The organism is Parvularcula sp. LCG005 (assembly GCF_032930845.1).
Taxonomy (GTDB): Bacteria; Pseudomonadota; Alphaproteobacteria; order Caulobacterales; family Parvularculaceae; genus Parvularcula.
This window is the reverse complement of sequence record NZ_CP136758.1, coordinates 1639043-1652756: the sequence shown is the minus strand read 5'-3', so window position 1 is coordinate 1652756 and position 13714 is coordinate 1639043. Positions and strand designations below refer to the sequence as shown.

Here is a 13714-nt window from a genome sequence, read left to right as displayed (position 1 = left end):
ACCGCAAGGGGCGTCGTAACGCCCCGACACCCCGGCCTATAAAGCTCACGGAGTGCACACCTGTCATCCTCAGCACCGGGATTGTTGCAGCCCGATCACTGATTGCCGGTTGACCACGGCAGCGGGCGAAGAGGCGAAGGTACCTGTCCGACCCGGACCCACTGCTATGGCGCGATTATAGGGGATGAGGAGAGGGTGGGGATAAGTGTGGGATGGGCGACGAAGGCGGCTTCCATTTGAAGCTAAAGTCGACCATAGTTTACGATAATGCAAGATTAAGGGGCGGCGGCATGCCAGATTTCGTTCTCGGCGAGGCAATAAACTATTTAATTTCGGCAGCGGGGGCTGCCACAGGATTCGGTATATCTTGGTCATGGAAGGCGTGGAATGAAAAAAGAAAACTTGGTAATATTATAGATCGCTCTTTGGGGAGAATAGAAAATACAATAATTAAAATTTATGGCAGTATCGCAGACGACCGTCATGATGTTTCAAAAGAAAATAGAGAGACTATTAACGCAGAGCATAATTTTCTCATTTATAACTTGAGAAATTTCGAATTGCTCTATCGTCTTTCTAATAAAGATACCAAAGCGATAATACTAGCCCAAGACTTGGCTGCAGTTTTTCCGAAGCTCGGAAAGTTCGCGGACCGCTTCACTATTGTCAAATCAAATACAAATCCTTCTAAAGCTGATCAATCGGGGAGTGACGTTAGTAAAGTAATTGGTCCTGTTCCGGGTGAAGGAGCTTCACTGAAAGCACGCAAAGCTCATGAAGGCGATAAAAATATTATTCAAGAGGATCGGCAGGGAAAGAATAGTTACGGAGAAATTTGCGATTATGCTAAAAAAATCGCTTCTCTAGGGGGGGGTGATTGCCAAAGTGTTCCGGAGGTGTTGGAAGAAATTCGGAATTTACTTGGGAATTTGGATAATTCGATTAGTAAAAAAGCTTCAAACAAGCGCGAATTGGTGTCAGCACATGGCCGTGCACTTGAAAAATTAAAGGGTTGTTCCGACAAGTATTTCGTTAATCGAGTCGACAGAGAAAAGCTTTTTTTGCAATCCGATGGCACTGGAAACTGCGAATATATCAAGAGATTTAATTAGCAATTGCCGATGTAGGGGTTGTATTTAAGGTGCACTTTGACTCCGATCCCCGACCGTGCGGCTCTCATCCCGCGGCGGTTCGCGATCATAGTCCAGCGGCGGGGGCGCTTCGTTCGTGTACACCGGTGCGATGACGCGCGGGCCGATAATGCCGTGCCACAGGGCCCAGCCGATCAGCAGAACAAAGAGAATGAAGCCGATTCCAAGCTGGAACCGGCTTTTTTTCGTTGCGGAGGTACCTTCGGCCACAGCGATCAATTGTCCAGGAAGCTGCGCAGTTTGCGCGAGCGGGATGGATGCTTGAGCTTGCGCAGGGCCTTGGCCTCGATCTGGCGGATGCGTTCACGGGTGACCGAGAACTGCTGACCGACCTCTTCGAGGGTATGGTCCGTGTTCATCCCAATACCGAAGCGCATGCGCAGCACGCGTTCCTCACGCGGGGTGAGGGAGGCAAGGACGCGGGTCGTCGTCTCGCGCAGGTTCGACTGGATCGCCGCATCGATGGGCAGAACGGCGTTCTTGTCCTCGATGAAGTCACCCAAATGGCTGTCTTCCTCATCGCCAATCGGCGTTTCGAGGGAGATCGGCTCCTTGGCGATTTTCATCACCTTGCGGACCTTTTCCAGCGGCATGGACAGCTTGGCGGCCAGCTCTTCCGGCGTCGGCTCACGGCCGATCTCGTTCAGTATCTGACGCGAGGTCCGGACGATCTTGTTGATCGTCTCGATCATGTGGACCGGGATACGGATGGTCCGCGCCTGGTCCGCGATGGAGCGGGTGATCGCCTGGCGAATCCACCACGTCGCATAGGTCGAGAACTTGTAACCGCGGCGATATTCGAACTTATCGACCGCCTTCATCAGGCCGATATTGCCTTCCTGAATGAGGTCGAGGAACTGCAGCCCGCGGTTGGTGTATTTCTTGGCGATGGAGATGACGAGGCGAAGGTTCGCTTCGATCATTTCCTTCTTGGCGATGCGCGCCTCGCGCTCGCCCTTCTGCACCGTCTGGACGATGCGGCGGAAATCCTTGACCGTCAGGCCGGTTTCCTGGGCGAGGATGCCGATCTCATCACGCAGCTCGACAATGGAATTGTGGCCCTTGGTCGTGAAGTTCGTCCAGCCACGGCCATCAAGCGCGGAGACGCGGTCGAGCCATTCAGGGTCAAGCTCGTTGCCCAGATACTGGCGCAGGAATTCCTGGCGGTTCACACCATAAGAGTCGGCGAGGCGGACCAGTTTGCCTTCCAGCGCCATGAGCGAGCGGTTGATCGCATAGAGCTGTTCGACCAGCGCTTCGATCCGGTGGTTGTGCAGGCGGACCGAGCGGACGCGCTCGACAATATCCTTCTGCAGCTTTTTCAGGCGCTTGACCTGGCTCTCGGAGAGATCCTCACCGGCCAGCTGCTGCTCGATCTGAATGTCCTGCAGGCGGCGCAGTTTCTTGAAGTCGTCGGCGATGTCCTGGAAGGTCATCATGACGCCTTCGCGCAGCTCAGCCTCCTTGGCCGAGAGCGACAGGTCGCCTTCGTCGATTTCGTCTTCGTCGAGGCCTTGCGCCTCTTTCTCTTCCTGCTCGCGCTGGATCGCCTCGGCCACTTCGGGCTTGGTCATGTCCGGCTTGGATTCAGGGCCGCCATCATAGGTGGCGTCGAGGTCGATAATATCGCGCAGGAGAACGCGGCCTTCCTCAAGCTCCTCACGCCATACGGTGATGGCCTCGAAGGTGAGGGAGCTTTCGCAGAGCGCGCGGATCATCGACTCGCGACCGGCCTCGATGCGCTTGGCGATGGCAATCTCGCCCTCGCGGGACAGAAGCTCGACCTGACCCATCTCGCGCAGATACATGCGCACGGGATCGTCGGTGCGGTCGCTGTCGGCCTTGGTATTGGTGGTGACGGCGGAGGTCGATTCCTTGCGGACGACGGAGGAGCCTGTGTCCTGGCCCTCATCATCATCAGTATCGTCGTCCGAAGAGGAGGAGGCGCTCTTGGCGTTTGAATCCTGATCGTCGTCTTCTTCGTCCGCATCGGTGACGTTGATGCCCATGTCACTGAGCTTCGCCATGATGTCTTCGATCTGCTCGGACGTGTACTCATCCGTCGGCAATGCCGCGTTCAGCTCGTCATAGGTGACGTAGCCGCGCTTGCGAGCCTGATCGATCATCTTCTTGACGGACGCCAGGTTCAGATCGAGGACCGGACGGTCACCATCTTCCTTGACGGGCGCATTCTTGGTCTTGCTCATGCAAAGTTCCTGTGCAGAGGGGGCGTTCCATGGGGCAGTCGGCAGGCGACACTAGGCGCCGGGATCTTTGTCATCTTCGGATCGTTGTGCTGCCAGATTTCTGGCGCGATGGCTAACCGCGTCAAACCAAGTCCTTTCCCGACCGGCGTCTTTATGTGCATCTTCAGCCGCCTCCAGGATTTCCGCTTCCAGATCGCCCTGATAGCGATCAATCGACAGGGTATTAAGCCACCCCGCCTCAGCTGTCATCTCGTCAGCGTCCGGACGCGCAAAACGGGCCAGCCGCACGAGAGGATGAATTATCCATCGCTGATAGGTCTGACCATATTCCGGATTTTTCAGGATGTGTGAATGAAGGGCCTCGAAGTCAAGGTCTGGCGTGCCCATTAGCAGGTCTAAAGTAAACGCAAGGAGTGCACTGAGGCTCCTGTCCTCGATGGTGAGGGCCATCACGGTGTCTTCATGGGACGCAAAGAGCCGCGGATGGTGGATCAGACCGATCACCAGAATTGATTCGCGAATCGTATCGGGGCCGGCAATGCCGCCGCCCTGCTGCAGGCGGGCCTTCAATTCCGCCGAGACGCGGGGGCCTTCCTGCCAGCCCGGCTGCCACTTGCCCCCGCGGGGATTGTTGCGCGGGCGACCCTGAGGACGGGAAGGCCCGTTGGCGGGCCGCGCCTGCCAGCCCGACGGCGCCGGCTCGCCGCGATCTTCGGGCGGATAGTCGGGATAGGGCGCGGCCATGGATGGGGGCGGGCCGTGTTCCTCCCGCACCAGGGGCTCACCGCGCCGGTCGCCGAGCTTGTCGGCGATGAAGTCGCCATAGGCCCGGCGAACATCACCATCGGCGATGGAACGGACAAGATCCCGCAGGTGACGCCGGAACTGGGCATCTTCCTCCGGGGTTGAGCGCGGGTTCTGCTCATTCTCCCGTTCCCACAGGACATCGGCGAGGGGACGGGCCTTTTCCAGCACCGCACGGAAGGCCTCGGGGCCTTCTTTCTTGATGAGATCGTCCGGGTCCATGCCATCCGGCAGGAACATGAATTTCAGGCTCTTGCCCGGCTGCAGCAGCGGCAGGGCGCGATCGATCGCCCTCCATGCGGCCGCTTTGCCCGCGCGGTCACCGTCAAAGCAGAGGATCGGCGTGTCCTGCGCCCGCCACAAAAGGCCAAGCTGATTCTCGGTCAGGGCCGTGCCGAGCGGCGCCACCGACGGCCAGCCAGCCCCGGCAATGGAAATGACATCCATATAGCCCTCGGCCACGATGATCGGCCGGTCGGTCTTGCCCGCCACACGACGGGCCTGGCCCAGATTGTAGAGGGTGTTGCTCTTGTGAAAGAGCGGCGTCTCGGGCGAATTGAGATACTTTGCCTTGGCATCCTTCTGCAGGGCACGGCCACCGAAGGCGATGATCTGGCCCCGTGTCCCGATGATCGGGAACATGACCCGGTCCCTGAACCGGTCATAGGGGGCGCTGCCATCATCCGGCCCGATCAGCAGGCCCGCTTCGACCAGAACCTCTGGTGGATAGTCCTTGTTCAGGAGGTGGTCTTTGAGGGCATTGCGCGACTGGGGCGCATAGCCAAGACCAAAGCTGCGAATGGCCGCCTCCGGCACCTGACGGCGCTGCAGATAGGCCATCGCCTCGCGTCCTTCGGACCGACCAAGCATCGACCGGAAGAATTTGGCCGCGTCCAGCGACGCATCGGCCAGGGTGCGGGATTTTTCCTCCCGCGCCCGGTCCTGCGGCGAATCCTCGGGGATGGGCAAGCCGGCCATTTCCGCGAGCATCATCACGGCGTCCGGGAAGCTCATCTTCTGCACATCCATCAGGAAGGTGATGATGTCGCCGGATTTACCGGCCGAGAAATCGAAATAGCGTCCCTTTTCATCGTTCACGAAAAAACTGGGCGTTTTCTCGGCCGTGAAGGGGGAAAGCCCACGAAATTCGCGTCCCTCTTTCTTGAGGGTCACGACCCGACCGATCACGTCGGAAGCGCGCAGGCGCGAGCGCAACTCGTCCAGATAATCGGGGGAAAAACGGGGCATTGATGGAGAATAGAGCCTCTTCAAGCCCAGCGCGAGAATTAACTCAGTTAAGCGTGAAAAGTGGCAAAATACCCACAACCTTCGCCGAAAATGCCACTGTAGACGGGGAACTGGCCGTAAAAGTCGCGCAAAAATTGACAAATAGCTAAAAATCTCTCTAGCTTTTGCAGCGCATCATTTGTTACGCTGTTGTCACAGAGCGGTCGCTGAAGGGCCGTTCTCAGGGCAAATTCAGAAAGGGGTTTTGAATGGGACGTATCTTCCGAAAGGCGGCCATGGTCTTGCCGGTTGTACTCACGGCGGGTTTTGCCGTGGCGCAAGCGCAGGAAACCGCGCCAGCACCAGACACCACATTTATCTTCAACACGCTGCTGTTCCTCATCATGGGGATGGTGGTCATGTTCATGTCAGCGGGCTTCTGCATGCTCGAAGCGGGTTCTGTCCGCTCCAAGAACGCAGCCGCCATCTGTCTGAAAAACATCACGCTCTACGCGATCGCCGGCATCATGGTCTGGCTCGTCGGCTACAACCTGATCTATGGTGGTGAAGAGGGCGGTTATTACGGCTCACTGGCGATGTGGTCGGCCGATGATTCTGCGGCACTCGACACCGGTTATTCCGCGGGTTCCGACTGGTTCTTCCAGATGGTGTTCGTTGCCACAGCGGCTTCGATCGTGTCGGGGACACTGGCTGAGCGTATTCGCGTGTGGCCGTTCTTCATCTTCACCGCGATCCTGACCGGCTTCATCTACCCGATCCAGGCTTCCTGGGAATGGGGTGCTGGCTGGCTCGACGCCAAGGGCTTCTCGGACTTCGCTGGTTCGACGCTCGTGCACGCCACGGGTGGCTGGGCTGCTCTTGCCGGTGCCATCGCGCTTGGTGCTCGTAAGGGCAAATATGTGGACGGCAAATCCGTGACGATCCTCGGTTCGTCCATGCCGCTTGCCACGCTCGGCACGTTCATCCTGTGGCTCGGCTGGTTCGGCTTTAACGGTGGTTCGCAGCTGGCTCTTGGCTCGCTCGACGACTCCATCGCTGTGTCGAACATCTTCATCAACACCAACATGGCCGCCTGTGCCGGTGTTGTGACGGTGGTCGTCCTGTCGACCCTGCTCAAAGGCAAGATCAACCTGCCGATGGTTCTCAACGGTGCAATCGGTGGTCTGGTGGCCATTACGGCTGAACCACTGATGCCATCGATCTGGCTGGCTGTTGCCATTGGTGCCGCTGGCGGCGCTGTGATCTTCTTCGTCACGCCGCTTCTCGATGCCATGCGTATCGACGACGTGGTTGGCGCGATCCCGGCTCACCTGTGCTGCGGTATCCTCGGCACCATGGTTGTGCCGCTGTCCAACTCCGACGCCACCTTCGCCGTTCAGGCGCTGGGTGTCGGTGCCAACGCGGCCTTCGTGTTCGGCATCAGCATCGTGCTGTGGTTCCTGCTCAAATTTACCATCGGTATCCGCACCTCTGAAGAAGAAGAGGAATTGGGTCTCGACATGGCTGAGCTTGGTGCACCAGGCTATGACTTCCCGGTGAACATCATCGGTAGCCCAACAGTTCCTGCCGAGTAAGCAGAACTGAGCTGAATGAACGGCGGGGCTGGTTTACCGACCCCGCCGTTTTCTTTGCGCAGGGCCCGCAGACTGCTAAACTTGCGGGATAATGGGATGGTGAGGAAGAGTACATGCGGAACGGGGCAGGCCTTGTATGGGGCCGGGTCAGGTCCACTGCCACCGCGATTTGGCACAATCTGACTGGCGATGACTGGACCCGCGGCATGTTGCTGTCCGCACTGGTCCTTCTTTCCTGGTGGTCGACGACCCAGGGGCTGATTGCACTGATCACGGCCAGCAATGGCGCGCCGGGCATGGCGGTCAATGCGACGATCGGTTTTGCCGTCCTCGTCCTGACGGTGCTGATCACCTGGACGCTCACCATGCTGAAAAACGGGCGCACCGGGTTCTGGGCACCGCTATTCGCCGCCGGCTATGTGCTGCTGACCCTCATCTCTGTCGGTTTTGGTTTCGGGTTCTACTGGACCCATATCGAAAGCCGTTCGAGCGCGCTCAGGACGGCGGAAGCCGATACGGAGCGCCTGTCGCGCGCGCTGGGCACGGCCTATGGCCGGCTGAATGAAAGCCTTCTTGCGCTTGATGCGCTGGCCACCATGTCCGAGACCCGCGCCGCCGCCGAGGCAGCTGAGGGTGGGACGTGCGGTACCGGCGGCATGGGCGCAGGACCGGGACCACGGTTCCGCCTGCGGATGAATGATGCCCAGACCATGACGGCGCTGCGCGGACGCATCGCATCACAGGTGGGGACGCGGGGCGATACGGCTGAGCAGTCGACCCTGATGGCCCGCAAGGCCTATCTCGACGAGCATCTCGATGCGCTGACACCGGAGAATTTTGCCGCCCTGAACACGGCCGAGGCGCGCGCACTTCTGACCAGTACCCAGCGCGCACTGGCCGGTACGATCGATCAGTATGAGGCGTTTCGCACAGGCCCGGCGGTAACCGGCGCAGTGACGCTGCTCAATCAGCGACTGGAAGCCGGGCAGGGGCCGATGACCGATGGTGACATCAGCTTTACCTGCAAGGACCCCGGTCTGGATGTGGTGCTGACCCAGGCGGCGCAGTCGCTGGAGCGTTTGCCGGCACTGCCCGATGCGGCGTTGAATGTGTCGCTGGGGGCCGATGCGACGGTCGCGGCCTTCGGCAAGCTTGCCAACACCATGCTGTCGCCGCTGCGCCCCAACCATCCGGGGCCAAAGCTGGCGGGCCGGGACATGGTACCGCTTGGCGTCGCGATCGCGATCGATCTGTTCATTCTGCTTCTGTCCGTGCAGGGAAAAACCCGGCCCGGCGCGCGCGACCCTGATGCCGTGGCGGCGTGGCTGGACCAGCCGGGCGCCATCCGCGATCTGATGGGCCATGGCACGGCGGCGCAAATGCCAAGCCATGGGGATCTGCTCGAACACACCTTCTGGTGGCGGGATGCCTATCATCTTGCGCTGCCCGTGGCCGGTCCCGGGGAGGAGGCTCTGCCGCCGAACCAGCGGGGGCTCAGCCTCATCGCGATGGTGTTGACCGATTCCGGCCTTTTGACGCCCGCCCGCCGGGGGATGTCGTCCCAGGCCATTCGCGCGCGGTTGATGCAGCGCTTTGGCCGGACCCGCACATGGCCCCTGCGCAAGAGCTATGAGCTATATCGGTTCGAGGAAAATGGCCTCGCCAAGATGACCTCCATGCTCATCCCCGATGGACATGGCGCGAAGGTGACGCTGCCGCCGAAGGAAGAACGCGCCACCTCCGACTGGCGGGCCAAGATGCATCCGCTAAAGAAGGAAAAGTTCGCGCGCACGCTCGATGACATGTCGCCGCGACCAAAGGCGGCGGAGAAGGTGGAGCCGCCGAAAAAGCAGGCCGTGAAGCCCTCTGCCCACTGGCGCAGCCTCAAGCCACTGCCGGGCAAGCACGACGATCACGAAGACTAAAAAAAGCCCGCCTGACACCAGGCGGGCTTTTTCTGTTGAATTTGCGTGCTTGAGATCAGGCCGTTGCGAGGCGGCTTTTGACCTTTTCATTAGCCTTGGAGAAATCCATGGCGCCCTGATAGCGCTCTTTCAGCGCCCCCATGCATTTGCCCATGTCCTTCAGGCCACTGGCACCGATATCGGCGATGACTGAATCGACAGCGCTCTGAATTTCGGTTTCGGACAGCTGCTTGGGCAGGTAATCCGAGATGATCGCGATCTCGCGACGTTCCTGTTCGGCCAGTTCGATACGGCCCGCATCCTCATAGGTCTGGGCCGAATCCTCCCGCTGCTTCACCATCTTGGTGAGCACGGCGAGCACTTCGTCGTCTGACAGACCACAGCAACGGTCGTTGGCCCGGGCGGCGATGTCGCGGTCTTTTGCCGCAGCCATCACAAGGCGCAGGGTCGACACGCGCAATTTGTCATCGCGCGCCTTCATCGCTGTCTTCAGGTCGTCATTGATACGCTGCAAAAGAGCGGATGCCATTCTTAACTCCAATAGCGACGTCCCGAAAAAGGGTCCGTAGCGCCACATTGCCAGCAATTGCTGTAAAATTTGTCTCCGGTCTCACCACATCAACGCATAAGAGGACATTTGGTGTCTTCCCACCGGCGCCGGTGCGTTCTAGACCCCGGGCGTTTGCCTGCCCATCTGTGGCACAGCCCCGGTAGCCGTGAGAGATATGATATCATGCGATTAAGTCAAGATGCCCTGAGTACCGTCCGAACTGCCCGCCTCGTCCTGGCCGATGGGACCGTGTTTGAGGGGCAGGGCTTTGGTGCAACAGGTGAGGCCGTGGGCGAGGTCTGCTTCAACACGGCCATGACCGGCTATCAGGAAATCCTGACCGATCCGAGCTATGCGGCACAGATCGTCACTTTCACCTTCCCTCATATAGGTAATGTCGGTGCGAATGACGATGACTGCGAGAACTCGACCGACGCCTCGGCCACGGCCGCGCGGGGGGCGATTGTCCGCGCGGACCTGACCACCGCCTCGAATCACCGCTCCCGCGGGGATCTGGGCCCATGGATGGCGCGGCGCGGCATTATCGGCATCGCAGGCGTGGATACTCGCGCCCTGACCGCTCGGATCCGCGAGAATGGCATGCCCCACGGCGTCATCGCGCATCACACTTCCGGCCTGTTCGATATCGAAGCCCTGATCGCCAAGGCGAAAGGGTTCTCCGGCCTTGAAGGCCGTGACCTCGCCAAGGCCATGACCGATGGCCGCAACTACGCCAATGAAGCGGGCGACTGGGACGGGGAGAGCGGCTTCCTGCCCGGTAAAGCCGGTGGACCGCATGTGGTCGTGATCGACTACGGTGTGAAAAAGAACATTCTGCGCCGTCTCGTCAGCGTTGGGTTCCGGGTGTCGGTTGTGCCGCCCACGGCCAGCGCAGAAACCATCATGGCGCTGTCTCCCGATGGCGTTCTGTTGTCCAACGGCCCGGGCGATCCTGCCGCCACGGGCGAATATGCGGCGCCGGTGATCCGGACCCTGATTGATGCGAAGATCCCGACCTTCGGCATCTGCCTGGGGCACCAGCTTCTGGCCCTCGCCATTGGTGGCCGGACGGTGAAGATGCCCCAAGGGCACCACGGGGCGAACCACCCTGTGCGTGACCACCGCACGGGCAAAGTCGAGATCGTCTCGATGAACCACGGTTTTGCCGTCGATCCTGCATCGCTGCCCGATCGGGTCGAAGCCACGTATACGTCCCTTTTCGACGGCTCGAATGCCGGTATCCGTCTGAAGGATGCGCCTGCGCTGTCGGTTCAGCACCACCCAGAGGCCAGTCCCGGCCCGCAGGACAGCTTTGGTCTGTTCGACGAGTTCGTGGCGATGGTCCGGGCGAACAAGAAAGCCGCCTAGGCGGCTGCCTCACCACGGGACAGGAAGGCGTCGAACATCAGGATCGACCATAGTTCCTGTCCGTGCCGGCCGCGGCCTTCGGCCATGCGGCTGGCGGTGGCCAGCACTTCGTCCACATTGAAGAAGCCGGACTCTTTCCAGCGGTCCGCTGTCCGTACACGGTCCAGAAGCGCGCCGCCTTCGTCACGGAACCAGTGATCGACCGGCGCGCCGAAGCCCTGTTTGGCGCGATAGAGAATGTCATCCGGCAACCGGTCTTCAAGCGCGGTCTTGAATATCCGTTTGCCCGTATTGCCTTTCACCTTGAACTGGCGCGGCAGGCGGGCGGCCCATTCCACGAGGCGATAGTCGAGTAGCGGCGGGCGGACCTCCAGACCATTGGCCATGGCGGCGCGGTCAACTTTCACCAGCATGCGGCCCGGCAGCCAGGTGGCAAAGTCCGCCGCCTGCGCCTGCAGCACCGGATCATCCGTGCCCGAGCGTGAAATGACGTCCTCGACGATACTCTGTGCACGGTAGTGGTTCAAATCAGCGGACAGGAGCGCCTCGCACCGGTCAGGCAGGACCGCGGACACGGCGCGGGCATAGCCTGCGGCCTGGGTCTCGCCCACTGCCTGCAGTGCCGTCTTCAGTCGGAGGGGCGAGGGGGCATTCGGCAATGACGGATACATCCGCCCGGCGCGAGCGACCAGATTGGAGCGGGCCGTGGCGGGCAAAACGCGGCGTAACCGGGCCTCGCGCAGGACGCCCTGATAACGGTTATATCCTGCAAAGACCTCATCACCGCCATCGCCGCTCAACGCGACGGTCGCATGATGCCGCGCCAGTTTGCACAGCATGAAAGTGGGCAGGGCGGATGTGTCGGCGAACGGTTCGCCGTAAACCTGCGCGATTGTTGGAATGAGGTCGGTCGCGTTGACGTCGGCCAATTCCTCCTTGTGCTGTGTGCCGAGGTGAGCGGCCACGCGGCGCGCCGGGCTGCGCTCATCAAAGCTCGGGTCATCAAATCCCATGGCGCAGGTCGTCACCTCGCCTTCGCCACCGCGCGTCATGGCACTGACGATTGCGCTCGAATCCACCCCGCCGGAAAGAAAGGCGGCGATCGGCACGTCCGAGACCATCTGGTCCTGCACGACCCGATCAAGCAGCGGCAGAACCGCCGCCTCCGCCTCTTCAAACGTCATGGTCTCGTCCGGCCGCATGCTGAGGGACCACCAGGACTGAGGCGCGGGCAGGGGACGGCCGCGGCGATAGGTGATGGAGTGCCCGGGGGGCAGCTTGGCGATGCCGCGATAGATCGTCTTTGGATCCGGGACGTAACCATACATCATATAGTCAGAGACGGCCGTCTCATCGATAAGATCGGCGACCAGATTGCTGGCCAGTATGCCTGCGATCTCTGAGGCAAACAGAAGAAAGCCATCTGCCGTGATCGCATAATAGAGCGGTTTTTCGCCGAGCCGGTCACGGGCGAGGAGGAAGGTCTGGTCCCGCGGGCTCCACGCGCCAAAGGCGAACATGCCATTGAGAGATGGAAGGGCATCTGCCCCGCGCATGTCGACAAGCTCGGCCAGAACCTCCGTATCCGAACGGGTTTTCAGGACACGGCTTTTCTGGCGCACTTCCAGCATCAGGTCGCGATAATTGTAGATCTCGCCGTTAAACGTCACCACGGTCTTGCCCGTCGACGAGATGAAGGGCTGATGCCCGCCTTCAATATCGATGATGGCAAGCCGGCGATGGGCAAGGCCGACGCCCGGCTCGATATGATAGCCATGCCCGTCCGGGCCGCGATGAGCCAGTGCGTCAGCCATGCGGACCAGCGCATCGCGATTGATTTCACGTGTCCCCCGGATATCGATAATGCCTGCAATGCCGCACATGATCAGAATAGTCCTGCAATGATGAAGATCGCTGCGGGAGCGATCAGTATAGGGAGGGAAATGGCTGCCGAATTGGCGAGCGGCGGATCAGGTCGGACAGGCGCGTCATCATCGGCCCAAAGATAGCCGATGCCGAACAGCAGCGCGACCACGATCAGATAGAGAACCATGCCGTAGAAAATATGCCCACCGTGAGCGCCGATCTGCATATCCGACCATGTCCCGATCAGGACGGTCCCACTCGCCCGAAGGATATTCGCGATGACGGGAACAATGGTCGCCGCCACCATGAACAGGGCCTGTTTGCGGCGGCCGGAATAGACGAGGTGAGAAAAAACCGCACCGCTGACGATCGTGGCCACGAGAAGTTTCAGCCCTGCACAGGCCTCGATCACCTCAAAATCGCCAGCCTCTGTCCGGATCAAGGTGTCGAAGCGAACGGCAGGGACATTGAAGGGGCCTATAACGAGCATGATGCCCCGCGCCGTCATCTGCTGGAGGATCGGCAGAAGGCCATCGCCGATCGGCACCATGAAAAGGAGGAACAGAAGGGCGAACCGGTGATGCAGGCTGAATGAGTGTCCCAATGTCCCCGCCAGCACACTGATGATACTGACCGCGATGCCGGCATGCTGGAACAGACGCAGCTCCACCGCCGCGCCAGTGGCGTACAGAAGGGCCCCGCCCACCAAGCCGGTGAAGGCCAGCGGCCACGGCGCGAAGGTCTCTCCCCGTCGCCACCCAAGCGCGATCAGCGCCGCAGACGTCGGTACGATGAAATAGCTGTAGGTGTAGAAGGCGGAGGATTGCCAGACGCCGAGCATATGGCGGACACCATCCAGCCACGCGACGAGCAGGACCACGACGAGCATCGCCGCCGCCGCCAAAGGAGGCACGGTGATTGTCGATGCCGCGGTGCTGTCCCGATGGGCTGACACAGCCTACTCCCTCTGCGCGTGGCCCCACGCCGGATCGGCTTTAGCGGTCCAGCATGAAATTCCCCA

10 protein-coding genes are annotated in these 13714 nt (G+C 60.3%); 4 read left to right on the top strand and 6 right to left on the bottom strand.

The window, feature by feature from the left end; genetic code table 11:
- Positions 1 to 212: 212 nt before the first annotated feature.
- The gene (locus RUI03_RS07770; RefSeq protein WP_317286890.1) at positions 213 to 1112 is read left to right on the top strand and encodes a hypothetical protein; all 900 of its coding nucleotides are present in this window, start codon (positions 213 to 215) and stop codon (positions 1110 to 1112) included.
- Between the two features lie 24 nt (positions 1113 to 1136).
- On the opposite strand, the gene RUI03_RS07765 is transcribed toward RUI03_RS07770, so the two are convergent.
- Genes RUI03_RS07765 through dnaG form a run of 3 tightly spaced genes read right to left on the bottom strand, consistent with a single transcriptional unit; the run spans position 1137 to position 5410 of the window.
- A complete protein-coding gene (locus RUI03_RS07765; RefSeq protein WP_317286889.1) occupies positions 1137 to 1361 on the bottom strand; it encodes a hypothetical protein in 225 nt (74 codons plus the stop codon).
- A gap of 5 nt (positions 1362 to 1366) precedes the next feature.
- Positions 1367 to 3358, bottom strand: coding sequence for an RNA polymerase sigma factor RpoD (gene rpoD, locus RUI03_RS07760; protein WP_317286888.1), 1992 nt, complete (start codon positions 3356 to 3358; stop codon positions 1367 to 1369).
- A 51-nt stretch (positions 3359 to 3409) separates the two neighbouring features.
- Positions 3410 to 5410, bottom strand: coding sequence for a DNA primase (gene dnaG, locus RUI03_RS07755; RefSeq protein ID WP_317286887.1), 2001 nt, complete (start codon positions 5408 to 5410; stop codon positions 3410 to 3412).
- Positions 5411 to 5658: 248 nt separating this feature from the next.
- Between dnaG and RUI03_RS07750 the strand changes: the two genes are divergently transcribed.
- On the top strand, positions 5659 to 6984 hold the full coding sequence (locus RUI03_RS07750) for an ammonium transporter (RefSeq protein ID WP_317286886.1): 1326 nt from the start codon (positions 5659 to 5661) through the stop codon (positions 6982 to 6984).
- Between the two features lie 113 nt (positions 6985 to 7097).
- Positions 7098 to 8909 carry a hypothetical protein gene (locus RUI03_RS07745; RefSeq protein WP_317286885.1) on the top strand — a complete coding sequence of 604 codons (1812 nt, stop codon included), beginning with the start codon at positions 7098 to 7100 and terminating at the stop codon, positions 8907 to 8909.
- Between the two features lie 55 nt (positions 8910 to 8964).
- Here the strand turns inward: RUI03_RS07745 and RUI03_RS07740 are convergent, their stop codons facing one another.
- Positions 8965 to 9438: a GatB/YqeY domain-containing protein gene (locus RUI03_RS07740; protein ID WP_317286884.1), complete on the bottom strand. Its 474-nt coding sequence runs from the start codon at positions 9436 to 9438 to the stop codon at positions 8965 to 8967.
- 204 nt (positions 9439 to 9642) lie between these two features.
- Between RUI03_RS07740 and carA the strand changes: the two genes are divergently transcribed.
- Positions 9643 to 10827 (top strand): glutamine-hydrolyzing carbamoyl-phosphate synthase small subunit, encoded by a 1185-nt coding sequence (gene carA / locus RUI03_RS07735; RefSeq protein WP_317286883.1) that lies wholly within the window; start codon positions 9643 to 9645, stop codon positions 10825 to 10827.
- On the opposite strand, the gene asnB is transcribed toward carA, so the two are convergent.
- Positions 10824 to 12710, bottom strand: a complete 1887-nt coding sequence (gene asnB / locus RUI03_RS07730) for an asparagine synthase (glutamine-hydrolyzing) (protein ID WP_317286882.1) — start codon at positions 12708 to 12710, stop codon at positions 10824 to 10826. The two genes, carA and asnB, sit on opposite strands and share 4 nt — an antisense overlap.
- A 2-nt stretch (positions 12711 to 12712) precedes the next feature.
- Positions 12713 to 13648 (bottom strand): exosortase/archaeosortase family protein, encoded by a 936-nt coding sequence (locus RUI03_RS07725; RefSeq protein ID WP_317286881.1) that lies wholly within the window; start codon positions 13646 to 13648, stop codon positions 12713 to 12715.
- Positions 13649 to 13714 lie beyond the last annotated feature (66 nt).